The organism is Burkholderia sp. RF7-non_BP4 (genome assembly GCF_001521935.1).
In the GTDB taxonomy this organism is placed as follows: domain Bacteria; phylum Pseudomonadota; class Gammaproteobacteria; order Burkholderiales; family Burkholderiaceae; genus Burkholderia; species Burkholderia diffusa.
In genome coordinates this window covers 61,887-86,520 of the sequence record NZ_LOTA01000089.1, presented here as the reverse complement: position 1 = coordinate 86,520, position 24,634 = coordinate 61,887, and the positions used below count along the sequence as shown (strand labels likewise).

At 67.9% G+C, this 24,634-nt stretch carries 24 protein-coding genes; 9 read left to right on the top strand and 15 right to left on the bottom strand.

Features of this window, described 5'->3' with window-relative positions; genetic code table 11:
* Positions 1-20 precede the first annotated feature (20 nt).
* From WS49_RS27680 to mpl, 15 genes are all read right to left on the bottom strand, one after another.
* A complete protein-coding gene (locus WS49_RS27680) occupies positions 21-836 on the bottom strand; it encodes an SDR family NAD(P)-dependent oxidoreductase (protein ID WP_059535251.1) in 816 nt (271 codons plus the stop codon).
* Positions 837-859: 23 nt separating this feature from the next.
* Positions 860-1,876, bottom strand: a complete 1,017-nt coding sequence (araH, locus tag WS49_RS27675) for an L-arabinose ABC transporter permease AraH (RefSeq protein WP_059510986.1) — start codon at positions 1,874-1,876, stop codon at positions 860-862.
* An 80-nt stretch (positions 1,877-1,956) separates the two neighbouring features.
* Positions 1,957-3,477, bottom strand: coding sequence for an L-arabinose ABC transporter ATP-binding protein AraG (gene araG / locus WS49_RS27670; protein ID WP_059535249.1), 1,521 nt, complete (start codon positions 3,475-3,477; stop codon positions 1,957-1,959).
* 67 nt (positions 3,478-3,544) lie between these two features.
* Positions 3,545-4,540 (bottom strand): arabinose ABC transporter substrate-binding protein, encoded by a 996-nt coding sequence (locus tag WS49_RS27665; protein WP_059535248.1) that lies wholly within the window; start codon positions 4,538-4,540, stop codon positions 3,545-3,547.
* 102 nt (positions 4,541-4,642) lie between these two features.
* Entirely contained in the window at positions 4,643-5,422 is a 780-nt protein-coding gene (locus WS49_RS27660; RefSeq protein ID WP_059535500.1) for an SDR family oxidoreductase, read from the bottom strand.
* Positions 5,422-6,099 carry a 2-dehydro-3-deoxy-6-phosphogalactonate aldolase gene (locus WS49_RS27655; protein ID WP_059535246.1) on the bottom strand — a complete coding sequence of 226 codons (678 nt, stop codon included), beginning with the start codon at positions 6,097-6,099 and terminating at the stop codon, positions 5,422-5,424. Before WS49_RS27655 ends, WS49_RS27660 begins: the two co-directional genes overlap by 1 nt.
* A 22-nt stretch (positions 6,100-6,121) precedes the next feature.
* Positions 6,122-7,147 (bottom strand): 2-dehydro-3-deoxygalactonokinase, encoded by a 1,026-nt coding sequence (locus tag WS49_RS27650; protein WP_059535244.1) that lies wholly within the window; start codon positions 7,145-7,147, stop codon positions 6,122-6,124.
* Positions 7,144-8,043, bottom strand: coding sequence for an IclR family transcriptional regulator (locus tag WS49_RS27645; RefSeq protein ID WP_059465354.1), 900 nt, complete (start codon positions 8,041-8,043; stop codon positions 7,144-7,146). The genes WS49_RS27650 and WS49_RS27645 overlap by 4 nt, the downstream gene beginning before the upstream one ends.
* 351 nt (positions 8,044-8,394) lie before the next feature.
* Entirely contained in the window at positions 8,395-8,799 is a 405-nt protein-coding gene (locus WS49_RS27640; RefSeq protein ID WP_059535242.1) for a hypothetical protein, read from the bottom strand.
* A gap of 84 nt (positions 8,800-8,883) precedes the next feature.
* A complete protein-coding gene (locus tag WS49_RS27635; protein WP_059535240.1) occupies positions 8,884-10,494 on the bottom strand; it encodes a S10 family peptidase in 1,611 nt (536 codons plus the stop codon).
* A 426-nt stretch (positions 10,495-10,920) separates the two neighbouring features.
* Positions 10,921-11,658, bottom strand: a complete 738-nt coding sequence (mtgA, locus tag WS49_RS27630) for a monofunctional biosynthetic peptidoglycan transglycosylase (protein WP_059535238.1) — start codon at positions 11,656-11,658, stop codon at positions 10,921-10,923.
* Positions 11,659-11,672: 14 nt separating this feature from the next.
* Positions 11,673-12,539 (bottom strand): shikimate dehydrogenase, encoded by an 867-nt coding sequence (gene aroE / locus WS49_RS27625; protein WP_059535236.1) that lies wholly within the window; start codon positions 12,537-12,539, stop codon positions 11,673-11,675.
* Positions 12,536-14,635, bottom strand: coding sequence for an RNB domain-containing ribonuclease (locus WS49_RS27620; RefSeq protein WP_059535235.1), 2,100 nt, complete (start codon positions 14,633-14,635; stop codon positions 12,536-12,538). Before WS49_RS27620 ends, aroE begins: the two co-directional genes overlap by 4 nt.
* An 81-nt stretch (positions 14,636-14,716) precedes the next feature.
* Positions 14,717-15,286 (bottom strand): YqiA/YcfP family alpha/beta fold hydrolase, encoded by a 570-nt coding sequence (locus WS49_RS27615; protein WP_059535233.1) that lies wholly within the window; start codon positions 15,284-15,286, stop codon positions 14,717-14,719.
* Positions 15,283-16,668: a UDP-N-acetylmuramate:L-alanyl-gamma-D-glutamyl-meso-diaminopimelate ligase gene (mpl, locus tag WS49_RS27610; RefSeq protein ID WP_059535231.1), complete on the bottom strand. Its 1,386-nt coding sequence runs from the start codon at positions 16,666-16,668 to the stop codon at positions 15,283-15,285. The genes WS49_RS27615 and mpl overlap by 4 nt, the downstream gene beginning before the upstream one ends.
* A gap of 234 nt (positions 16,669-16,902) precedes the next feature.
* Here mpl and WS49_RS27605 point away from each other — a divergent pair, with 234 nt between their 5' ends.
* From WS49_RS27605 to WS49_RS27565, 9 genes are all read left to right on the top strand, one after another.
* Complete coding sequence (locus WS49_RS27605) at positions 16,903-17,547, top strand: hypothetical protein (RefSeq protein ID WP_059535498.1); 645 nt, start codon at positions 16,903-16,905, stop codon at positions 17,545-17,547.
* A gap of 7 nt (positions 17,548-17,554) precedes the next feature.
* Positions 17,555-18,109 (top strand): TlpA family protein disulfide reductase, encoded by a 555-nt coding sequence (locus WS49_RS27600; RefSeq protein WP_059535229.1) that lies wholly within the window; start codon positions 17,555-17,557, stop codon positions 18,107-18,109.
* Positions 18,110-18,303: 194 nt separating this feature from the next.
* The gene (gene aroQ / locus WS49_RS27595; RefSeq protein ID WP_059535227.1) at positions 18,304-18,756 is read left to right on the top strand and encodes a type II 3-dehydroquinate dehydratase; all 453 of its coding nucleotides are present in this window, start codon (positions 18,304-18,306) and stop codon (positions 18,754-18,756) included.
* Between the two features lie 64 nt (positions 18,757-18,820).
* Positions 18,821-19,297, top strand: coding sequence for an acetyl-CoA carboxylase biotin carboxyl carrier protein (accB, locus tag WS49_RS27590; protein WP_059535226.1), 477 nt, complete (start codon positions 18,821-18,823; stop codon positions 19,295-19,297).
* A gap of 85 nt (positions 19,298-19,382) precedes the next feature.
* On the top strand, positions 19,383-20,750 hold the full coding sequence (gene accC / locus WS49_RS27585; protein ID WP_059535225.1) for an acetyl-CoA carboxylase biotin carboxylase subunit: 1,368 nt from the start codon (positions 19,383-19,385) through the stop codon (positions 20,748-20,750).
* A gap of 2 nt (positions 20,751-20,752) precedes the next feature.
* Positions 20,753-21,655, top strand: coding sequence for a 50S ribosomal protein L11 methyltransferase (gene prmA / locus WS49_RS27580; protein WP_059535223.1), 903 nt, complete (start codon positions 20,753-20,755; stop codon positions 21,653-21,655).
* A gap of 45 nt (positions 21,656-21,700) precedes the next feature.
* Positions 21,701-23,011: a DUF3426 domain-containing protein gene (locus WS49_RS27575; RefSeq protein ID WP_059535221.1), complete on the top strand. Its 1,311-nt coding sequence runs from the start codon at positions 21,701-21,703 to the stop codon at positions 23,009-23,011.
* A gap of 72 nt (positions 23,012-23,083) precedes the next feature.
* Complete coding sequence (gene tpx, locus WS49_RS27570; protein ID WP_059535219.1) at positions 23,084-23,587, top strand: thiol peroxidase; 504 nt, start codon at positions 23,084-23,086, stop codon at positions 23,585-23,587.
* A gap of 94 nt (positions 23,588-23,681) precedes the next feature.
* A complete protein-coding gene (locus WS49_RS27565; protein WP_059535217.1) occupies positions 23,682-24,620 on the top strand; it encodes a carbohydrate kinase family protein in 939 nt (312 codons plus the stop codon).
* The last annotated feature ends 14 nt before the right edge of the window (positions 24,621-24,634 follow it).

The following is a 24,634-nucleotide window of genomic DNA, read 5'->3' as shown; positions in this document are numbered from 1 at the left end:
GCGAACGCGAACCTCGGCAATCAGGCCCAGCCGCCGTCGACCACCACGTCCTGCGCGGTGATCATCCGGCTGTCGTCGGCCGCGAGAAACAGCGCCATGCGCGCGAGATCGTCCGGCAGCAGCTCGGCGTCGATGCACTGGCCGGCCTTGATCGCCGCGCGGCCCGCGTCGTCGAGCCACAGCCTGCGCTGCTTGTCGGTCATCACCCAGCCGGGCACCAGCGAATTCACGCGGATCCCGAACGGGCCGAGATCGCGCGCGAGCCCGCGCGTGAGGCCCTGCACGGCCGCCTTCGCCATCACGTAGACGGGGTAGCCGCCGTTCTTCAGCATCCAGCTGATCGAACCGAGATTGATGATCGCGCCGCCGCCGCGCTGCTTCATGTCGTCGATCACCGCCTGCGCGGCGAAGAACTGATGGCGCAGGTTCACCGCGATGCCCGCGTCGAACGATTCGGGCGTCACGTCGCCGATCGCGTGGCGCGTGTCGTTCGCCGCGTTGTTCACGAGCACCGCGATCGCGCCGATGCGCGCGCGGATCGCGTCGATCGCATGGCGCAGCGCGTCGATGTCGGTCAGGTCGCACGGGATGAACAGCGGCGCGTGGCGCACGTCCGGCGCCTGCGCGAGGTTTTCCGCAAGCGCCTGGCCCGCGTGCGCGTCGAGATCGACGAACGCCACGCGCGCGCCCTGCCGCGCGAAGTGCTCGACGAACGCCGCGCCGATTCCGGTCGCGCCGCCCGTGATCAGCACCGCGCGATCCTCCAGGCTCGGGTAGCGCGCATAGCGCGCGTCGCTCGCGGCGCGCGGATCCTGCGCGGAAGTTTCGATGGTCATGCGAATCGTCTCCGTGGAATCGGTCAGTCGCGTACGCCGCGGTTCTTTAGCTGGTCGAGCAGCACGGCCGCGAGCAGGATCGCGCCGCGCACCAGGTACTGGTAGAACGCGTCGATGTTCAACAGGTTCATCACGTTCTCGACGGTGCCCATGATCAGCACGCCGATCACGACGCCCGAGATCGTCGCGCGGCCGCCCATCAGCGACACGCCGCCGAGCACGCACGCGGAGATCACGTTCAGCTCGAAGCCCTGCGCCGCGTTCGGCTGGCCCGACGTGATGCGCGATGCGAGGATCACGCCGGCGAGCGCCGTCACCGCGCCCTGGATCAGGAAGATGTACACGCGCGTGCGTTCGACGTTGATCCCCGCGAGGCGCGACGCCTCGGGGTTGCCGCCGATCGCGAGCGTGTTGCGGCCGTACACGGTCTGGTTCAGCAGCACGCCGAACACGATGAAGCACATGAGCGTGACCCAGATCGGCAGCGAGACGCCGAAGAGCGACAGCCCGCCGAGCGCGATGAACGTATCCGACGACACGCCGACCGCCTGCCCCTTCGACACGATGAAGCCGAGCCCGCGCACGATTTCCATCGTCGCGAGCGTCGTGATCAGCGCATTGATGCGCAGGTACGCGATCACCGCGCCGTTCACGAAGCCGATCGCCGCCCCGGCCGCGACCGCCGCGACGATCGCGACGAACGTGTTGTCGGTCGCATTCAGCACCATCGCGCACAGCACGCCCGAGAACGCGACGGTCGAGCCGATCGACAGGTCGAAGTCGCGCGAGGCCAGACAGAACATCATCGTGCACGCGACCATCCCGATCTGCGAGATCGACAGCGCGAGGCCGAGCATGTTGTCGATCGAGAAGAAGTGATCGACCGTCAGCGACATCGTCAAGAACATCACCGCGAAGATCGCGATCAGGCTGTATTCGGTGAGGTGCTGCCACCACTTCTGGCGGTCGCTCTGCTGGGGGACCAGCGCGTCGGCCGACGGCTTCACGGCTGCGCTGGCGAGGTTTTCCCTGACTTGCATGGTTGTGTCTCCTGCTCCTGCATCGCGCGGCCCGCGCCGCGCTTGATCGATTCGAATGTCGTGCGCCGCCCGTGGCGACCTCACGCTGCGTCAGCCGCCTCGACGACGCTCGTCTGCGGCAGCGCGAGGCTCAGCACCGCATGCTCGTTCGCCTGCTCGCGCGGCAGCTCGCCCGCGATGCGGCCTTCGCGCATCACGACGATGCGGTCGGACACGCCGAGCACTTCCGGCAGTTCCGACGACACCATCACGATCGCGCAGCCGCGCTCCGCGAGCCGGTAGATCACGTCGTAGATCTCGTGCTTCGCGCCGACGTCGATGCCGCGCGTCGGTTCGTCGAGGATCACGACCTTCAGGTCGGGCTCCGCGAGCCAGCGCGACAGGATCGCCTTCTGCTGGTTGCCGCCGGACAGGAAGCGGATCTTCTGCCGCCGGTTCGGCGTCTTGATCTTCAGCCGCTGGATGAAGCGGTCGGCCGTTTCGCTTTCGGTCTTGCGGTCGATGAACAGGCCCGCGCGCAGCGAATGTCGGCGGCAGCTGATGTTGATGTTCTCCGCGACCGACGCCATCGCGATGATCCCTTCCTCCTTGCGGTCTTCCGGGCACAGCACGATGCCGTGACGAATCGCGTCGCCGGTGCGCTTCACGTCGATGCGCTTGCCGTCGAGCGTCAGCGCGCCCGCGCGCCGACGGTCCGCGCCGTACACGAGCCGCATCAGTTCGCTGCGCCCCGCGCCGACCAGCCCGAAGAAGCCGACGATCTCGCCCGCGCGCACCGAGAAGCTCGCGGGTTCGCGCAACGCGGGGCCGTCGACGCCTTCGGCCGAAAACCGCACGTCGCCGAGCGCACGCGGCGCGTAGTGATAAATGTCCGCGATCTCGCGCCCGACCATCTCGGCGACCAGCCGCTCGCGCGGCACGTCGGCGAGCGATTCGTGCGACGCGATCTTGCGCCCGTCGCGAAAGATCGTGCACGCATCGCACAGCCGGTAGATCTCGTCCATCCGGTGCGAGATGTAGATCAGCGCGCGGCCCTGCGCGCGCAGATCGTCGACGAGCTTGAACAGCACCTCGGTCTCGCGATGCGACAGCGAGCTCGTCGGTTCGTCGAGCGCGATCACGCGCGCGTTGCGCATCAGCGCCTTGCAGATCTCGACCATCTGCCGCTGCGCGATCGACAGCCGCCCGAGTTTCGCGTCGGGATCGAGATCGACGCCCATCGCGGCAAGCCGCTCGCGCACATGGCGCTTCGCCTCGCCCTTCCTCACCCAGCCGAGCGCATTCGGCAGGCGGCCGAGCAGCAGGTTCTCCGCGACCGTCAGGTCGGGCACGTACTGCAGCTCCTGGTGAATCACCGCAATGCCGGCCGCGATCGACGCGGCCGCACTCGAAAAATGCACGGGCTGGCCGTCGACCAGCACGCTGCCCGCATCGGGCTGGTATTCGCCGCCGAGAATCTTCAGCAGCGTCGACTTGCCCGCGCCGTTCTCGCCCATCAGGCCATGCACCTCGCCCGCGTGCACGTCGAACGAGATGCCGTCGAGTGCGCGCACGCCGGGAAATACCTTGCCGATATTGTCAAAACGCAGTGCCGCTGACACGTCGTCTCCCTGCTTCCAGTTCCATCGATCGCCGGCCGCCGCATCGCCGCGGCAGCCGGCGGGCCGCTTACTTCGATGCGAGCCCCATCTCCTCGCGCACCTTCGACACGTTGTCGCGCGTCGCGAGCATGCCCGTCGTCAGCGTCAGCGCCGGCGGTGCCTTGCCCTGCGTGATCCACGCGTACATCAGGTCCGAGGTTTCCTCGCCGTGGCGCTTCGGGCTGATGATCACGGTGCCGTAGAAGCCCGTCGGCTGCGGCTTCTTGAACTCGTTCAGCGCCGAATCGGAACCGCCGATGCCGATGCCGATCATGTTGTCCGCCTTGAAGCCGCGTCCTTCCGCCGCGCGCACCGCGCCGAGCACGGCCTCGTCGTTCAGGCCGTACGCGACCCAGTGCTTGAACTGCGGGTTCTTGGTGAGCGCGATGTTCGCCGCGTTGAACGCGTTCTCGGTGTCGGTCTTCGCCTGCGGCGCCGCGATCACGTTCGCCTTCGGGAAGCCGGCCGCCACCAGCGCGTCGGTCGCGCCGCTCGTGCGGTCGTGCGCGGTCGGCAGCTGCTCGTAGGTGATGTCGATCGCGCCGACGTCCTTCATGTCCCAGCCGCGCTTCTTGATCTCGGCCGCGATGCCGTCGCCGACCTGCTTGCCGATGTTGTACGCGGAGATCCCCATGTGCGGCACCGCATCGATCGGCTTGCCCGCGCCGTCGACGAGGCGGTCGTCGACCGTCATCATCTTCAGGTTGTGCGACTTCGCCTTCGCGACGATGCCCGGCCCGAGCTTCACGTCGGGCGTGCAGATGATGAAGCCCTGCGCCTTCTGCGCGGACAGGTTGTCGATCGCGCTCATCACCTTCTCGCCCGACGGCGCGCCGATCTTCACGAGCGTGAAGCCCTTGTTCTTCGCCGCGATCTCGGCGAACTTCCATTCGTCCTGGAACCACGGCTCTTCCGGCTGCTTCACCAGGAAGCCGATCTTGACCGGGTCGGCCGCATGCGCGACCGGGCTGCCGATCACCACTGCCGCCGCCGCGGCCAGCGTTACGAAGGTTCTGCGTTTCATCTCCAGTGTCTCCTTGTCTTCATCGAACGGAATGCAGCCGCTTGTTGGTTTCGACGCAGCGTGCGCGCGGCCGTCGCACGTGCGGTCTGTCGAATCGTTGCGTCAGTCGTGGTACAGCGCCGCGCGCCCGCCGTCGACGGTGATGCACGCGGCATTGATGAACGGTGCCTCGTCGGACGCGAGGAACACGGCCGTCATCGCGACTTCCTCCGGTTTGCCGATCCGCTTCATCGGCTGCAGCGCGAGCGTCTCGGCGCGCGCCGCGGCCGGGTCGGCCTGCGCGTCCCACCAGTCGCGCGTGAGCTGCGTCTCGATGTAGCCGGGCGCGATCGCGTTCACGCGCACGTTGCGCGCCGCGTATTCGATGCCGAGCGCACGCGTGAGGCCCAGCACGCCGTGTTTCGCGACCGGGTACGGAAAGCAGCCCGGGATGATCCGGAACGCATGCGTCGACGCGATGTTCACGATGCTGCCGCGACCGCGTTCGACCATCCCCGGCAGCGCCGCGCGGCAGCCGTGCCACACGCCGTCGAGGTCGACCGCGAAGCAGCGGCGCCAGTCTTCGTTCGTCATCGTCAGCGGATCGGCGAATACGTTGATGCCGGCATTGTTCACCAGCACGTCGAGCGGGCCGAATGCGGCCTCGGTCTGCGCGAGCGCGTCGCGCACCGAATCCTGCCGCGTGACGTCCGCAAGCAGCGGCAGCACGCGCGCGCCGTCGATGTCGTCGGCGATCGCCGCGGCCGTGCGCTGCGCTTGCGGGAAGTCGAGGTCGACGAGCGCGACGGCCGCGCCCTCGCGCGCGAACGCCCGCGCGATCGCGGCGCCGATCCCGCGGCCCGCGCCCGTCACCATCGCGACCTTGCCCGCGAGACGTCCCATCATGCGGCTCCGCCGCGCGCCGCGCGCAGGCCGGCCTGGAACGCGCGCGCGTTCGCCGCGGTCTCGTCCGCCGACTGGCCGGGCCGGTACAGCGCCGAACCGAGCCCGAAGCCGTTGGCGCCGGCCGCGAGGAACGGCTGCATGTTGTCCGGGGAAATTCCGCCGACCGGAATCAGCGGCACCGCGCGGTCGATCACCGCGCGCCATGCCTTCACGACGGCCACGCCGAGCTGCTCGGCCGGGAACATCTTCAGCACGTCGGCGCCGTTCGCGAGCGCGGCGAACGCCTCGGTCGGCGTCGCGACGCCCGGTGCGCTCGCGAGCCCGCGCTCGCGTGCACGGCGGATCACGGCCGCGTCGCTGTGCGGCATCACGATCAGCGTGCCGCCCGCGTCCTGCACGCGGTCGACATGCTCGGCGCGCAGCACGGTGCCGGCGCCGACGATCATGTCGTCGGGCAGCGCGCGGCGCAGCGCCGCAATACTGCCGAACGGATCCGGCGAGTTGAGCGGCACCTCGACGATCCGGAAGCCCGCTTCGTGCAGCGCAAGGCCGTGGTCGGCCGCTTCGGCGGGCGTGATGCCGCGCATGATCGCGATCAGCGGACACGCGTCGAAAGCGCGCATCAGCGCGGCGTGCGGCGTGTACGGTGCGGGCAGCGTAAGGTCGGACGACATCGACGGTTCCTCTTCAATCGGTTCACTGGTCGGCGCAGACGGGCTCGCCGTCCGCGCGCACGAGCCCGGCTCGCGACGCGATCCACCACAAGCCGCGCTCCGTCGCCTGCGCGACGACGCGCGCGTGCGTGCAGCCGAACACGCTCAACGCGTCGACGTAGCGCGCGCACAATCCGTCGTCGCCGATCAGCAGCAGCGGCTGGTTCGCGAGCGCGACACCGCGCTCCGCGAGCATCGCGTCGAGCGCGTTCAGCTCATGGCCGATCAGCAGGCCGGACAGGTAATCGCCCTGCGCATCGGGCGCGAGCCGGTCGGTCAGGCCGAGCGTGCGCGTGCTGAAGATCGTCGCGAGCAGCCCCGCGCGCTGCGCGCCGCGTGCCACCGCGACACCGCGCGCGAATGCCGCGCGGTCGGGCGATTCGCTCGCGCGCATCGTGCGGCCGAGGATCGTGTGATCGCGCAGCGCCGCGAACAGCTCGCCGGTCATGAAGGTCTGGAAGCGCTCGATGAGCCCGTCCTTCACCCATGCCCATTTCGCATGCGTGCCCGGCAAGCCGATCAGTACGCCTGAACGATCTGCATCAAGCATGGGATCGTTCGCGAGTGCGCCGAATATCTGCGTTTCTTCGCCGCGCATCACGTCGGGCAAGTCGCCCGTCGCGATCACGCCCGGCACGATCGACACCGTCGTACCGCGCGACGTCGTCACCGTGACGAGCCCCGCGACGAGCGCGTCGGCGCCGGCCGGCACCTGGACGTACGGCGCCTCGCGCCAGCCCTGCGCGCTGCCGACCATCCCCGCTGCCAGCACCGGCACGCCCGGCGCGCGGTCGAGCCAGTCGCCGCACGCTTCCTCGAACACGACGTCGAACGCACGCGCGCCGCCGGCCGGCACGTGCATCACGCCCGCGGCACGGCTGCGCGTGTCGAGCAGCGCACCGTGCGCGTCGAACAGATACGCGCGCAGCGACGTCGTGCCCCAGTCGAGCGCGATCAGCGACGGTGCGGCGCAGGAGGCGTCCGGAGCGGTCCGGGTCGAATTGGTCATCGTTTGATCCTGCGGGTACCCTGCGGCGGGCTCCAGCCCAGTTCCGCGGAAATGGCTCGCGCTTCGCGCTGCACGAGCGGAATCAGTTCGTCCATCCGGTCGTGCGGCATGTACGGAATCGTGCTCGCGACCGATACGGCCGCGACGATCGCGCCCGACGCGTCACGGATCGGCGCGGCCACGCAGCGGATCGACGCCTCGTTTTCCTCGAGGTCGAACGTGTAGCCGCCGGCCGCGTAATGCGCCATGCGCTGCAGGAACGCGCTCGTCTCGGGCCGGTTGTCCGGCTTGAAGTTGACGCCGGCCAGCGCGCGCCGCGCGGCTTCGAACAACGAGCGCCACAGGTCCGGATCGAGGTCGAGCATCATCGCCTTGCCGATGCCGGTCGAGGCGAGCGGCATCCGGTGGCCGACACGCGAGCGCATCTCGAGGCCGCGCGTGCCGGGGATCTTGTCGATGTACAGCACGTCGTCGCCGTCGCGCACGCCGAGGTGGATCGTGTCGAGCGTCGCTTCGGCGAGTGCCTCGAGGTGCGGCCGCGCGACCGCCGTGAGCGGCATCTGCTCGAGCGCGATCGTGCCGAGCTCGATCAGCTTCGGGCCGAGCAGATAGCCGCCCTGCACCTGGCGCAGGTAGCGCGCCTGCACGAGGCTGCTGACGAGACGGTGCGTCGTGCTGCGCGTCGTGCCGAGCGCGGCGCCGATCGCACGCATGTCGCGCGCGCCGTTCGCGATCGCTTCGAGGATCGCGAGGCCGCGCAACAGCGTCTGCGTGCCGGCTTGCTGCGCGGCGAGGTCGAGCGGCGTGCTGGTCGCGCCGATGGTGTCGGTGAGCGGCGCATCGTCCGGCGTCGCGCGCCGGGCGTCTAGAGCAAGGGAATCGGGCATCTTGGTCATGGAACGTGCTTCTTCAGCGGAATCGGGGAAGCCGCTGTCGCGACGCCGGAACGAGGTCGGGCGTCGTGGCAACGCGGCGGTCGATGCACCGAGGAAAGCGCCCGGCGAACTTCATGGAATGTGTCTCCGTGTGCGTCGGGCGCCGCGCGATGCGTGGGTCCGAAGCTGTCGATGTGCTTCGGATTGTAGGAGCGCACGCATTCGCCTCCAATATTTGAATGCGTTGTCCAGATAATGAGATAAATCGGCAAAGTGCTGCGGCGGCCGTCGCGAAACGGCCGCTCCATGCGCACGGGGGCGGAACCCGACACGTCGCGGGTTCCGCCCCCGTGTTGGTCACGCGCGCCGCGCTTACTGCTGGTTCGTGCTGCGCGCCTGCATGTAGCGCTGCACGTCGGAGAACGACACGCGACCGCTACCGCTCGCGTCGATCTGCCGGAAGTGATTCGCGACATAGCCGAGGCCGGCCGCGCGCGCCTGCGCTTCGGTGATCGAGCCGGTGTTCTGCGTATCGGCCGCGCCGAACTGCCGCGCGAGCTTGCGCACCACCTGCGCGTGCAGCGCGGCGCCCGTCGTCTGCGTGCCGGCGGTCGGCTTGCGCGCGGCCGGCGGCACGTACGGATCGCCGAGCTGCGCTTGGCGCGCGCGCGCCGGGGTGGCGGCGTCGCTCGCCTGCGCGAACGCGGACACCGATGCGGATGCTGCAACGCCGGCGCACGCGAGCGCGGCGGCAACGACGATGAAACGTTTCTTCATGTCAGGCTCCAGTCTGGAATGAGGTCGTCGGCGGCCGGCGAACGGCGCCGCCACGGGCGCGCGTCGCCAGGCCCGCACATCGCATCAGTGCGCGGCCGCGTTGTAGAAAGTCACAAGGTCGGCTTTCTCCTGCGGACGCGACGTATCGTCGAGATAGACCATGTGTCCACCCTGATAGTCCTTGATCGTCAGGTTCGGTTGCGAGCCGAGCCGCGCGAGGTCGAGCTCGGTCTGGTAGAACGGCGTCGCGATGTCGTGATACCCGTTCAGCGACAGCACCTTCAGCGACGGATTCAGCGTCAGCGCAGCCGCGAGATCGGGAATCGTGTCGGGCATCGCGAGGCCGTCGTGCGTCCAGTCCCAGGTCTGGATCGCATTGCTGCTGAGCGAATACGCCGACTGCGCGCTGTACTTCAGCACGTTCGGCAGGTAGCTGCCGATCGTGTCGCTGAACGGCTTCGTGATGAACGTGCTCGACGGGTCGCCGTCCGCCGCGAGCGGGCTCGACGACGGCACGTTCACGCGTGCGTCGTAGCGGCCGATCAGCGTGCCCGGGATCAGCGACACCTGGAAGCTGTTGTCGAAGAAGGTCGGGACGACGTTGAAGTCCGCGTTCCACAGCGACTGCTTCACGCCGGTCGAATTCACCATCGTCGTGACGAGCGTCGGCGGGGGCGGCGTGTGGCTCGCGAGATACGCGTTCACGGCGGGCACGTAACTGCCGGCCGTCAGCTGGCGCATCTGGTCCGCGTATTGCGGCAGGCTCGACGGGTTCGGGTTGTCGAGCTGGTAGTACGCGCCGACGGTGCCGTAGGACGGCACGAAGCCCGCGCAACTCACGGGGCTCGCCCCGTTGTTCGAGTTGCCGACATAGTCGCTCGCCATGTCGCAGTTCGCGTTGTAGTTCAGGATCGACGACTGCAGCACGATGCCGTCGAGCTTCACGCCGGCCGTCTCGAGCAGGTTCGCGAGCACGTCGGTGCGCGGCGTGCCGTACGACTCGCCGAACAGGTATTTCGGCGAAGTGTCGCGCTGGTTCACGGCGATGTAGCGCGTCACGAAGTCGCGGAACGCGCCGCCGTCCTGGTCGACGCCCCAGAACGTCTGGTTCGTGTTCGGCGCGATCGCCTCCGAGAAGCCGGTGCCGATCGCATCGACGAACACGAGGTCGGTCGTATCGAGCAGGCTTTCCGCGTTGTCGACGAACGGGAACGTCGACGCGTTCGCGTTCGGGTCGCCGGTCTGGATCCGCTTCGGACCGAACGAGCCGAGATGGAGCCACACCGATGCGGAGCCGGGACCGCCGTTGTACAGGAACGTGACGCGCCGCTTCGCCGCGGGCTGGTTGTCGGCGGTGTACGCGACGTAGAAGAACGATGCTTCGGGCGCGCCCGTCTGCGGATTGCGCGCGACGAGGTGGCCGGCGGTGGCCGTGTAGCGAATCGTCTTGCCGTTCAGCGTGATCTGGTGATGGGTGACGGCGGCCTTTTCGACCGCGGCGGACGCGTCGAGCGACGCGGTCGCGCTCGACGAATAACTGTTGGGATCGTTGTACGGCTTGTCCACCTGAGCGGCGGGATCGGCTGAATTGTCGGTACCTGCTGCGGAGGACGACGTCATGTCGTCGTTGCAGGCCGTCAGAATCAGCGAAGAGAACACAACTCCCAACAACAGCTTCGCTTTGCTCGCTGGCATCGTTGCTTTCCTTCTCTCGAATGTTTTTTGTGTCGAGCAGCCGGGTAAGCCGCCCCCCGCCTCGATTGCGGCCGATAAGCCGAGGCGCTGGCCAATATACGTGAGCGGGTGGGCTTTGAAAAATTTGGAAATATTCGAGCGACGTGCGGTGCGGTGCACACCTTTCAGGAATGCTTCGATTGCCGAACCATTGTTTTTCGGCAGCCTTTCAACTGCTTTCGCGTTTACCCGGAAACACTAAAACCGCGCGGATTTCGTGCCATATCGGCAAACAAAATCCCGCGCGGGCGGGCATTGCTCAGTAAAGCGAAATAGACGAATTCGTCTAATGGATATGTCCCGAAATGCGGGCGACATGAATGCGCTGCAGCGCACCAATGGCGCGCCGGCGACGGAACGGACAATGTGACGGCGCGGGCGCGCCGCTCACTGCGATTGCGGAAGTTCGGCCGCGCCCATCCGGCGGGCGATCACGGCCGCGCGCTGCGCCTGGTACGCCGAGCCGCGGTGCGCGTCGAACCAGCGCGGCTTCGGCAGCATCACCGCGAGGCGCGCCGACTGCCACGCGCCGAGCCGGCTCGCGGGAATCCTGTAGTAATAGCGGGCGGCGGCCTCGGCACCGTACACGCCGCGGCCCCATTCGACGGAATTCAGGTAGATCTCGAAGATTCGCTCCTTGTCGAGCACCGTCTCGAGCATCCACGTGATGATCAGCTCCTGCCCCTTGCGGATGTAGCTCTTCTCGCGCGACAGGAACAGATTGCGCGCGAGTTGCTGCGTGATCGTCGAACCGCCCGCGACGATCCGGCCGCGCGCCTTGTTCTTCTCCCACGCCTGCAGGATCGCGTCGACGTCGTAGCCGTTGTTGGTCGCGAAGGTCGAATCCTCCGACGCGATCAGCGCGCGCTTCAGGTTGCGCGAGATCTGGTCGTACGGCACCCACTGGTGCTGGATCCGCGCGGGCGGATTGTCGCGCGACAGCCACCACGCGTCGGTCCGCATGAACGCGGTGGAACCCGGATTGATGAGCGACCACAGCGCGATCTGCACGAGATAGAACAGCTGCGTCGCGAGCCACGCGCCCGCGAACACCGAACCCGCATAGACGATCCAGCGGGTCGGGCTGATCGTCCGTGTGCGCTGCGTACCGCTTACCGCCACCACCTGCCGCGCTCCGGTCAGGCCGCCGCGAGCGCCTGGCGCAGCGCGGCCAGCACCGGTGCGCCGTCCGGCCGCACGCCGCGCCAGATGAAGAACGATTCGGCCGCCTGCTCGACCAGCATCCCGAGCCCGTCGGCCGTGCGTGCGCCGAGCGACGCCGCATGCTGCATGAACACGGTCGGCTGCGCGCCGTACATCATGTCGTACGCGAGCGTGCCCGCGCCGAACGCGGCCGCGTCGCACTCCGGCAGCGCCGCGTCGAGGCTGCCGGCCGTCGCGTTGACGATCACGTCGTACGGTTCCGCACGCACGGTGTCCGGGCCGCCGCCCGACAGCACGCAGCCCGCATCGTGCGCGGCCTGCGTGAACTGACCGACGAGCGCCTCGGCCTTGCTCGCGGTGCGGTTCACGATCGTGATCGACAGCGGCGCGCGCTCGAGCATCGGCAACACGACGCCACGCGCCGCGCCGCCCGCGCCGAGCAGCAGGATGCGCGCACCCGCGAGCGACACGCCGAGATTCGATTCGATGTCGCGCACGAGGCCGACGCCGTCCGTGTTGTCGCCGTAGATGCGGCCGTCGGCTTCGATGCGCAGCGTGTTGACCGCGCCCGCCGCCGCCGCGCGCGGCGACAGCGTGTCGGCGAGCGCGTGCGCGTCGAGCTTGAACGGCACCGTCACGTTCGCGCCGCGCCCGCCTTCGACGATGAATGCGCGCACGGCGGCCTCGAAACCGTCGAGCGGCGCGAGCCGGTGCTCGTAGACGATCGCCTCGCCCGTCTGCGCGGCGAACTGCGCGTGGATGAACGGCGACTTGCTGTGCGCCACCGGATTGCCGAACACCACGTAGCGGTCGGCGCCGCTCGTCGACGCGGCTGCGTTCATGATGCGCGTCCCTCTTCGCTCTCTTCGCTTTCCTGGCCGTTGCCGCTCGCGGCCTCGCCGCCTTCGACCGCCGCGCCGTCCGCTTCGGCCAGTGCCTCGGCCTCGGCTTCCGCCGACGCGTCTTCCGCATCGACCAGCGTGTCGTCGCCGCCTTCGGTCTCGTCTTCGTCGTCGGCCGCGTCGCCGCTCGTCACGGTCGGCGCGTCGAGCACGTTCAGCAGCCGCACCGACGCCTCGATCGTCAGCTCGTCGAGCGACATCACGTCGAGCAGCACGCGCGTGCCGCGCGCATGCACACCGAGCCCCGGCACGTGCAGCAGCAGCGGAATTTCCTCGAGGCGCACCAGGTCGCCCTTCACGACGCTCGCGACGACCTGCTTCTTCTGCTCCTGCGCGAGCCAGCGCAGGCACCAGAAGTACTCCATCCGGCGCTGGTAGTCGGCGTAGGCGGTATAGGTGTCGTCGAAGCCCTGCACGACCGCGTACAGGTCGGCGTCCTTCGGCTTGAACGGCGCGGCGAGCTTCGCGGTGACGCCGTGCTGCACGCACGCGAGCAGCTGCCACTGGTTCACGAGGTCGACGTAGCGGCGCAGCGGCGACGTGCTCCACGCGTACTGCGCGACGCCGAGGCCTTCGTGCGGCGCGGCCGTCGTCTGCATCCGCGTGCGCTTCGGGCCCGGCGCGCCGAAACCGCGCTGCGAGCGATAGATGCCGGGCACCGTGTGATCGTGCAGGAACGCGCCCCACGTCGAGTTCGCGAGGATCGCGAGCTCCGACACGATCAGGTCGAGCGGCGACCCGCGGCGACGCGGCGTGATCGTCACGTGCTCGCCTTCGACGTAGAAGTTGTAGTCGGTGTTGCGCTGCACTTCGCGCTTCAGGCCGTAGCCCGCGCGCGCGACCTGGCGCTTCTCGAACAGCGCCTGCGCGAGCGGCCACAGCACGGCGATGTCGTCCTTGTGCGGGTAGTCGCCGGTGCCGGCCGCGAGCGTCTCTTCGTTGACGAGCTCGTCGAGCGTGTTGTGGCGCAGGTTGTTCTTCACGAACACGAGTTCGGCACGCGTCTCGTTCGCGACGATCTCCTGCGTCTCGCGGTTGACGATGATGTACAGCGACAGCGCCGGGCGGTAATCGCCTTCCTTCAGCGTGAACACGTCGACGACGTCGTCCGGCAGCATCGTGATCTTGTCGCCCGGCATGTAGACGGTCGACAGGCGCGCGCGCGCGATCGCGTCGACCGCGTCGCCGCGCACGATGCCGAGCGCCGGCGCCGCGATGTGCACGCCGACCCGCACACGACCGTCGGACAGGTGTTCGACCGAGAACGCGTCGTCGATTTCGGTCGTCGTGATGTCGTCGATCGAGAACGCCTCGACGTCCGCGCGCGGCAGGTCGTCCGGCAGCGGGCCGACCGTGACGGCGGGAAAGCCCGTGCCGTGCGGGAAGAATTCCGCGAGGAAGCGCGCCTCGTGCAGCGCACGCGGCGACGCGATGCCGCCGCAGTCGAGCATCAGCCGCGCCGGCGACACGCCGCGCGCCCCGGCGGCCGCTTCCATCGCCTTGTATTCGATCGCGTTCTTGTCCGGCCGCGTCAGCAGCCCGAGCACCTTGCCCGCGAATGCCTCCGGCAGCTTGCCGGCCTTCAGTTCCTCTTCATACTGCGCCTGGACGAGCGCCTGCTGGCGCTTGCGCTCGAGCGACGCGAGCGCCATCTTGAGCTGCTCTTCCGGCGCGCGCTGATACTGGCCGCGCCCCTTGCGTCGGAAGTAGACGGGCGAGCCGTGCAGCCGCAGCACCAGCGCCGCGCGCTCGACCGGGCCGTAGGTCGCGCCGAAATATTCCGAGGCGAGCGCCGTATATGCGAATTCCTCGGCCGGCGCGCATTCCCACAGGAAGTCCAGGTCGATCTGTTGCGCGGCCGTATCGGCTTCCTGCATCAGCTCGCTCGCGGCCGGCTTCTCGAATTCGATCAGCACGTCCTTTGCACGGACCTTCGCACGCCGCCCGCCGGGCAACTCGACCTGAAATGCGTCGCCCTGGCGCGACAGCACGCTGCCCGCCTTGAAACTGCCCGATTCCTCGAAGAAAACGTTCACTCAGTACTCTCGTTCAGACTGCCGGGCGCCGCATCGGCGGCGCCGCATGATGATGGGAATTCGATCGGCATGACGCCGGGTTCATGACGTTCTTTCGTCGCAAAAGGCGAGAACGTCGTCGACATAGTCGGCAAATTCGCTGATTCCATGATCGCTGCCTTCGATCACGCGCGTTTTCGCGCCCGGGTAATGGGCGAGCATCTCGCGGTAGTCCAGCACTTCGTCGCCCGTCGCCGCGAACAGATAGTAGCGTTCGGGCCGCGAAATCGCTGGCACGCGCAGCGCATCGAGCTCGTGCAGGTGACGGCGTTCGACGACGATCGACCCGCCGCCGTGCCACAGCGGCTGTTCGCCCAGATACTGCTCGAGATCGCGCTGCGGCACGATCGCCGGATTCAGCACCACCGCCTTCCAGCCGTGCTTTTCGGCGAGCCAGGTCGCGTAGTAGCCGCCGAGCGAGCTGCCGATGACCGTCACGTCGTGCGCACCGGCCACCTCGGCTTCCGCGACGGCGATCGCCTCGAGCGGCGACACCGACAGCGACGGGCAGCGCCACTCGTGCGTGCGGCCGAGTTCGGCCATGCGCGCGGCGAGGAGCCGCGACTTCTGCGACTCCGGCGACGACCGGAATCCGTGCAGGTACAGGATCACGCGCGGCTCCCGAGCGCGTCGAGCAGCTTCTGGTGCACGCCGCCGAAGCCGCCATTGCTCATCACGAGCACGTGGTCGCCCGGGCGCGCGGCCTCGACGACCGACTTCACCAGCAGGTGAAGATCGTCGAACGCGCGGGCCTTGTCGCCGAGCGGCGCGAGCGCGTCGCCGAGGTTCCAGCCGAGCGCGTCGCGCCCGGTCGGGGCACCGTAGCCGAACACCAGGTCGGCGTCGGCGAGGCTTGCCGGCAGTTGCGCCTTCATCACGCCGAGCTTCATCGTGTTCGAACGCGGCTCGAGCACGGCGAGAATGCGGGAATTTTGACGGCCGATGCGCGCACGAAGACCGGCGATCGTCGTTTCGATCGCGGTCGGATGGTGCGCGAAGTCGTCGTAGACGGTCACACCGTCCACGCTGCCGCGCACTTCCATGCGCCGCTTCACGTTGCGGAACGATGCGAGGGATTCGGCGGCCTGCGCGGGCGGCACGCCGACGTGGCGCGCGGCGGCGATCGCCGCGAGCGCGTTCATCCGGTTGTGGTCGCCCTGCACCTGCCACGCGACCTCACCGACGCGCTCGGCCTGCAAATACACCGCGAAACGCTCGTCGACCGGCACGCCGTCCTCGGCAGGTAGCGCCTGCCAGCCGCCGTCGACGCCGAAGCGCTCGACCTCGCTCCAGCAGCCGCGCGCGAGCACGCGCTCCAGCGCGTCCGAGCGGCCGTTGGTCACGATCCGGCCGACGCCCGGCACGGTGCGCACGAGGTGATGGAATTGCGTTTCGATCGCGGCGAGATCCGGGAAGATGTCGGCGTGATCGAACTCGAGATTGTTGAGCACCGCGGTGCGCGGCCGGTAGTGGACGAACTTCGAGCGCTTGTCGAAGAACGCCGTGTCGTATTCGTCGGCCTCGATCACGAAGAAACTCGAATCGGTCAGCCGCGCCGACACGCCGAAGTTCAGCGGCACGCCGCCGATCAGGAAGCCCGGGTTCAGGCCGGCATCTTCCAGCAGCCACGCGAGCATCGACGACGTGGTCGTCTTGCCGTGCGTGCCCGCGACCGCCAGCACCCATTTGCCGGCCAGCACGTGCTCGCCGAGCCATTGCGGGCCCGATACATACGGCAGACCGCGATCGAGGATCGCCTCCATCAGCGGGTTGCCGCGCGTGACGACGTTGCCGATCACGAACAGGTCGGGCTTCAGGTCGATCTGCTCGGCGCCGTAGCCCTCGATCAGCGTGATGCCCTGCGCCTCGAGCTGCGTGCTCATCGGCGGATAGACGCCCGCGTCGCAACCCGTCACCGTGTGGCCCGCCTCGCGCGCGAGCACGGCGAGACCGCCCATGAAGGTGCCGCAGATGCCAAGAATGTGGATGTGCATAGATGAATGCTTTCGCGCCGCCGGGCGCCGTCGATTCGGAAAGGAAGGTCTGCGGCACGCCGGACAGGCCGCCCGGCCAACGACTTTCGCCGCGACACAAAGACCGTCATTGTAACTGACGGCCCGCCCTGCCCGGCGGCCCGAACGATGGATCCGAACGCCGCGCGGCGCGGCGGGCGGCACCCGGCCGCACCGCGTTCGGCCGTGGCGGCGATCGAGTATGATTGCCGGATCATGTCTCGCAAACCTCTTGTCGACCCGCGGCGCGCCCGCGAGGAAATTGCCCAGTCCGCCGCCCGCCTGATCGCGGAAGACGGCCTCGATTACGCCGGCGCGAAACGCAAGGCCGCGCGCCAGCTGTTCGGCGATACGCGCGTTGCCGGCGAATGGCTGCCTGATAACGACCTGATCGAGGAAGAACTGCGCGAGTACCTCGCCCTGTTCCAGAGCGACACGCAGCCGGACGAACTGCGCCGTCTGCGCGAGATCGCGCTCGACTGGATGCGCCGGCTCGCCGAGTTCAATCCGTACGTGACGGGCGCGGTGCTGAACGGCACCGCGAACGCGCATTCGGACATCCATTTGCAGATATTCACCGACAACCCGAAGGACGTCGCGATCTACCTGCTGAACCAGAACGTTCAGTACGACGTGTCCGAAACGCGGCATTTCGCCGGTCGCGCCGACGTCGAGACGCTCAGCTTCCTGTGGCGCCCGCGGCGCGACGTGGACGCGATCGGCATTCACGTCGCGCTCTACGCGAGCGACGACCTGCGCGGCGCGGTCAAGGCCGACGCCCGCGGCCGGGTCGCCCGCGCCGACGCCACCGTGTTGCGCGCGCTGCTCGAGGCCAGCAACGCCCCTTCCGAACCGGAATGATTCAACGATGATGATGAAACGCATGTTGGCGCTCGCGGTGGTCGCGGCCGCCGCCGTCGCCGGCGGGCTCGCCGCCGGCCATTGGTTCCGCGGCGGCAGCGCCGATGACGGCGTCGCCGTCGCCGCCTCCACCGCGAAAGGCAGCCCGGTCGAGCAGCTGTGGGCCGCGTCGCTGACCGGCGTCGACGGCAAGCCGGCGTCGCTCGCTTCCTTCAAGGGCCAGAAGGTCGTGGTCAATTTCTGGGCGTCGTGGTGCGGCCCGTGCGTCGAAGAAATGCCGGAGCTCGTCGCGCTGTCGCACCAATACAAGCAGAAGGGGATCCGTTTCATCGGGATCGGCGTCGATTCCGACCAGAACGTGAAGAACTTTCTGCAGAAGGTGAAGGTCGACTATCCGGTTTTCGTCAGCGGTTATGCGGGCGCGGATCTGGCCCGCAATTTTGGAAATACCGCCGGCGCGCTGCCGTTTACGGTCGTCATCGACGAAACCGGCAAGATTCGCGAGACAAAATTGGGACAAATCCAACCGGCCGAGCTGAAAAAGACCCTCGACGCGTTGTGATCGCCCTGAACGGCTGCCTGCGCGTTGGCGGCGATTTGTGCGTCGATCGGCGCAATTTCACGGGAATTCGCTGATACTTTGCGGCCGCACCGGTAATTCTTGCAGGTCCGGCGCGCGTGGCCGTTCGGCAAAACTAGACAAATTTCTCTAAATAGCGCTAAAGTTCGCGCAATTCCGCAGAAATAGAAGCGACCATGACACGATTGCTGGTGGTGCACGGCCCCAACCTGAACCTTCTCGGCACCCGGGAACCGGAGGTGTACGGCCGCGTCACGCTCGCGCAGATCGATCAGGCGCTTGCCGCGCGGGCGCAGGAAGCCGGCGCCGAACTGTCGTCGTTCCAGAGCAACCATGAAGGCGCGCTCGTCGACCGCATCCAGGCCGCGCGGGAGGAACAGACCGATTTCATCCTGATCAATCCCGCCGCGTATACGCACACGAGCGTCGCGATCCGGGACGCGATCGCCGGTGTTGGCATCCCGTTCGTCGAGGTTCATCTGTCGAACGTGCACCGCCGCGAAGCGTTCAGGCACCACTCCTACTTTTCCGACCAGGCCGAAGGCGTGATCTGCGGGCTCGGCTGGAAAGGTTATCTGTACGCGCTCGAGTACGCGCTCGACAAGCTGCAAGGCACGTCGCGCGGCTGATTTCGCGATCTAGATTCAGCGCCGGTCCCACCGGCGCTTTCACGTATTGAAAGGGGAATTCCCGATGGATCTTCGTAAGCTGAAAACTCTGATCGACCTCGTCTCCGAATCCGGCATCTCCGAGCTGGAAGTGACGGAAGGCGAAGGCAAGGTGCGTATCGTCAAGAACGCGCCGCCGGTCTATGTCCAGCCGACGGGCGGATTTGCCCCGCAGGTCAGCGCACCGGCCCCGGCGGTCGCGCTGCCGACCGAAGGCGCGGCTGCCGCGCCGGCCGCAGGCGCCGCTGCCGCGCCCGCCGTGCCGCAAGGCCACGTCGTGACGTCGCCGATGGTCGGCACGTTCTATCGCGCACCGTCGCCGGGCGCGGACCCGTTCACCCAGGTCGGTGACACGGTCAAGGAAGGCCAAACCATCTGCATCATCGAAGCGATGAAGCTGCTCAACGAGATCGAGTCGGACAAGGCCGGCGTGATCAAGGAAATCCTCGTCGAGAACGGCCAGGCCGTCGAATACGGCCAGCCGCTTTTCGTGATCGGCTAAGCCCGCCGCGCGGCCTGTCCGGCCGCGCTCCGCCGATGCTCGCCAGGCGCCGTTCGCGCGCCCCTCGAAGAGACGAATACTCGCTATGTTTGAAAAAATCCTCATTGCCAACCGCGGTGAAATCGCGCTGCGCATCCAGCGCGCGTGCCGCGAGCTCGGCGTCAAGACGGTGGTCGTCTACTCGGAAGCCGACAAGGAAGCCAAGTACGTCCGCCTCGCGGACGAAGCCGTCTGTATCGGCCCGGCCCCGTCGAACCTGAGCTACCTGAACATGCCGGCGCTGATCAGCGCCGCGGAAGTCACCGATGCCGAGGCGATCCACCCCGGCTACGGCTTCCTGTCGGAGAACGCCGACTTCGCGGAACGCGTCGAGCAGTCGGGCTTCACGTTCATCGGCCCGCGTCCGGAAACGATCCGCCTGATGGGCGACAAGGTCACCGCGAAGCAGACCATGATCAAGACCGGCGTGCCGTGCGTGCCGGGTTCGGAAGGCGCGTTGCCGGACGATCCGAAGGAGATCGTGAAGATTGCCCGCGCGATCGGCTATCCGGTCATCATCAAGGCAGCGGGCGGCGGCGGCGGGCGCGGGATGCGCGTCGTGCACACCGAGGCCGCGCTGGTCAATGCGGTCAACATGACCCGCGAGGAAGCCGGCCGTGCGTTCGGCAACCCGCAGGTGTACATGGAGAAGTTCCTCGAGAACCCGCGCCACATCGAAATCCAGGTGCTGTCGGACGCGCACAAGAACGCGATCTGGCTCGGCGAGCGCGACTGCTCGATGCAGCGCCGTCACCAGAAGGTGATCGAGGAAGCGCCGGCGCCCGGCATTCCGCGCCGCCTGATCGAGCGCATCGGCGACCGCTGCGCGGACGCGTGCAAGAAAATGGGCTATCTCGGCGCGGGCACGTTCGAATTCCTGTACGAGAACAACGAGTTCTACTTCATCGAGATGAACACGCGCGTGCAGGTCGAGCACCCGGTGTCGGAGATGATCACGGGCGTCGACATCGTCCAGGAACAGATCCGCATCGCGGCCGGCGAGAAGATCGCGCTGCGCCAGCGCGACATCCAGTTCCGCGGACATGCGATCGAATGCCGGATCAACGCGGAAGATCCGTTCAAGTTCACGCCGTCGCCGGGTCGGATCACGTCGTGGCATACGCCGGGCGGCCCCGGCGTGCGCGTCGACTCGCACGCATACAATGGCTATTTCGTGCCGCCGAACTATGATTCGATGATCGGCAAGCTGATCACCTACGGCGCGACGCGCGACCAGGCGATCCGCCGGATGCGCATCGCGCTGTCGGAGATGGTCGTCGAAGGCATCCAGACCAACATCCCGCTGCACCGCGAGCTGATGATCGACTCGAAGTTCGTCGAAGGCGGCACCAGCATCCACTATCTCGAACACCGGCTCGCCCAGAAGCAGCAGGTCGCACCGGAAGAAGCGTAAGCATGAGCTATCGCGAACTCGTCGTCGAACTGGCCCGTGAGCATGCGGAGGCGCTGTCCGACGCGCTGCTCGACCTGGGCGCGCTGTCGGTGTCCGTCGAGGACGCCGACGCCGACACGCCCGACGAACAGCCGCTCTTCGGCGAGCCGGGCCTCGTTCCCGAACGCACCGCATGGCAGCACTCGCGCGTGATCGCGCTGCTGTCGCCCGATCACGATCCGGCCGTGCTGCTCGCGGCGGCCGCGAACGAGATCGGCGTCGCCGAGACGCCGAAGTTCGACGTACGCGAAGTCGAGGAACAGGACTGGGTGCGGCTCACGCAGTCGCAATTCGAGCCGATTCCGATCGGCGAGCGGATCTGGGTCGTGCCCTCGTGGCACGACGCACCCGACCCCGACGCGCTGATCCTCGAACTCGACCCCGGCCTCGCGTTCGGCACGGGCAGCCACCCGACCACGCGCCTGTGCATGGAGTGGCTCGAACAGTCGGTGAAGCCCGGCCAGTCCGTGCTCGACTACGGTTGCGGCTCGGGCATTCTCGCGATCCTCGCGAAGAAATGCGGGGCGAACCCCGTGGTCGGCATCGACATCGATCCGCAAGCGGTCGAATCGGCGCGGCAGAACAGCGAACGCAACCACGCGGAAGTCACGTACGGCCTGCCCGACGCATGCCCGGCCGGTGAATTCGACATCGTCGTCGCCAACATCCTGTCGAACCCGCTGAAACTGATGGCGTCGATGCTCGCATCGAAGGTGAAACCGGGCGGGCGCATCGCGCTGTCGGGCGTGCTCGCGCGCCAGGCGGACGAAGTCGCGGCCGTCTATGCGCGCTACGTCGACATCTCGGTCTGGCGCGAACACGAAGGTTGGGTATGCCTCGCCGGAACGCGGCGGGAAAGCCATTAGAATAGCGCTGTCCTTCACTCTGGCCAGCAGGCCGCCCGGCTCGACATGCTTCTTGCGACGCGCTGCCCTCATTGCGAAACCGTCTTCCGGCTGCAGCAGGAACAGCTCTCGCTGCATGACGGGCTCGTGCGCTGCGGACACTGCCATCAGGTCTTCAACGCGTCGCAGTCGCTCGTTCCCGAGCCTGCGCTGACCGAAGCGGCACCGGCCGGGCCGGCCGCCGCCGTACCGCAACACGAAGCCGCGCCCGCGCGGCTCTTCGCCACCGACGCACCGGTCGAGCCGACGTCCGGTTCCGACTACCAGCCCGAAGGCTGGGACATGTGGGCGCCGTGGCTCGATGCCGGCGTCGACCCGTCCCTGCAGCACACCGTGCAGACCGTGCGAACCGAGCCGCTGGTGCCGCTCGCGCTGCCGGCCATGGACGCCGGCGTCGTCCACCTGTCCGGCACGCCTGCCCCGATCTCATCGGCTCCAGCCGAACTGCACGCTGTCGCGTCGGCCGAGCCGGATTGGGCGCGGCACGAAACCGACTCATCCGGCGCATCGCGGGCCACGCCACCCGCCGAACCCGACCTGCGCGAACCGCGCTTCGTCGCGCACACGCCGCCAGCGGCCGACGCGGACGAACCTGTCGGCAACGCGCACTTCTCCGTACCCGACGACGAACGCGCACCGCGCGAACCGCGCTTCGCATTCACGCCGGCGCAAGCCGTCCCTGAACCCGGCGCCGACGCCGACGAGCGCGCCCCCGCACCGGCCGCGGCCGCCAGCGAAGCGGCCGTCCAACCGGCCGCGCCCTTCCCCGCCGCACTGGCCGACGACGATCGCCCGCACTTCGCCGTGACCCGCGAGACACGCGCGCCGCAGCGACGCGGGATGCTCGGCGGCTTTTTCGGCGGACTCGTGGCCGCCGCGCTCGCGGTGCTGCTCGTCGCGCAACTCGCGTGGTGGCAGCGCGAAACCGTGATGATCGACTGGCCGGTCACGCAGGGCTGGTTCCGGCAGGCGTGCGCGCCGCTCGGCTGCACGGTCACGCCGCCACGCGCGATCGACGGGCTGCGGCTCGACGCGGCCGACCTGCGCCAGCTCGACGGCCCGCGCGTGCTGGAGTTGAAGGTGCCGCTGACGAACCGCTACCGCGTCGCACTCGCCTACCCGTCGCTCGAGCTGACGCTGCTCGACGACACGAATCACGTGACCGTGCGCCGCGTGCTCGCGCCGCGCGACTACGTCCGCCCGGGCACGCCGATCGACGCCGGGCTGCCGCCCGGCACAACGCGGACGATGGTCGTCCGTCTCGACACGAACGGCGCACCCGCCTCGAATTTCCGCGTCCAGATCTTCTATCCGTGACGCCCCGCGGCGCGCGCATGCGCGCCGTCTCAACCCGCGCGCCGCAGCGGCGCGCTATTTCGGAGCACGAACATGAGCAAAGTTACGCTGGGTGGCAACCCGATCGATCTCGCCGGCACGTTCCCGGCCGTCGGCTCGCAAGCCCCCGACTTCAAGCTGGTCGGCAAGGACCTCGCCGATCTGTCGCTCGCCAGCTTCGCCGGCAAGCGCAAGGTGCTGAACATCGTCCCGAGCCTCGACACGCCGACCTGCGCAACGTCGACCCGCAAGTTCAACGAAGCCGCGTCGTCGCTCGACAACACGGTCGTGATCGTCGTATCCGGCGACCTGCCGTTCGCCGCCACGCGCTTCTGCACGACGGAAGGCCTCGCGAACGTCGTGACGGCTTCGACGTTCCGCGGTGCCCGCGCGTTCGCGAACGCGTACGGCGTCGACGTGACGAGCGGTCCGCTGAACGGCCTGACGGCCCGCGCGGTCGTCGTGCTCGACGCGCAGGACAAGGTGATCCACGCGGAACTCGTCGGCGAGATCAAGGACGAGCCGAACTACGACGCAGCGCTCGCCGCACTGAAGTAACCCGCTGCCGCCCGGCGCTGCCGCGCGAGGCCCGACGGCCTCGGCGCGCCGGCCGGGCGGCCGCTTCCTTTTGCTCTCTACAGGAACGCACGCCTTGACTACGCTGATTTGCGGCTCGCTCGCCTACGACAACATCATGACCTTCGAAGGCCGGTTTCGCGAGCACATCCTGCCCGACCAGGTTCACCTTCTGAACGTGAGCTTCCTCGTGCCGACGATGCGTCGCGAATTCGGCGGTTGCGCGGGGAACATCGCTTACGCGCTGCACATGCTCGGCGGCGACGCGCGCATCATGGCGACGGTCGGCGCGAACGACGCCGATCGCTATCTCGAGCGTCTCGACAGCCTCGGCCTGTCCAGGGCCAGCGTGCGCGTGGTGCCCGAAACGCACACCGCGCAGGCGATGATCACGACCGATCTCGAGAACAACCAGATCACCGCATTCCACCCGGGCGCGATGATGCAGTCGCACCTGAACCGCGCGGACGAAGTGTCGGGCGTGAAGCTCGGCATCGTCGCGCCGGACGGCTTCGACGGGATGGTCCAGCACGCCGAGCAATTCGCGAAGGCCGGCGTCCCGTTCATCTTCGATCCGGGCCAGGGCCTGCCGCTGTTCGATGGTGCGACGCTGCGCCGCATCATTGAACTCGCGACCTTCGTCGCGGTCAACGACTACGAGGGCAAACTCGTCAGCGACAAGACGGGCTGGTCCGAACAGGAAATCGCCAGCCGGGTTCAGGCGTTGATCATCACGCGCGGCGAGCACGGCTCCACTATTCTTCACAAAAACGGCGAAGAACAGATTCCGGTCGTGCAAGCCGAGCGTGTCGTCGATCCGACCGGCTGCGGCGACGCCTTCCGTGGCGGCCTGCTGTACGGCATCGAGAATGGCCTCGACTGGGCAACCACGGGCCGCCTCGCGAGCCTGATGGGCTCGATCAAGATCGCTCACCAGGGGCCTCAAACTTACGCACTGACGCGCGCCGAAATCGACGCGCGTTTCGAGGCTGCCTTCGGGTACAGTCTCAAATGAATATTGTGGGAGAT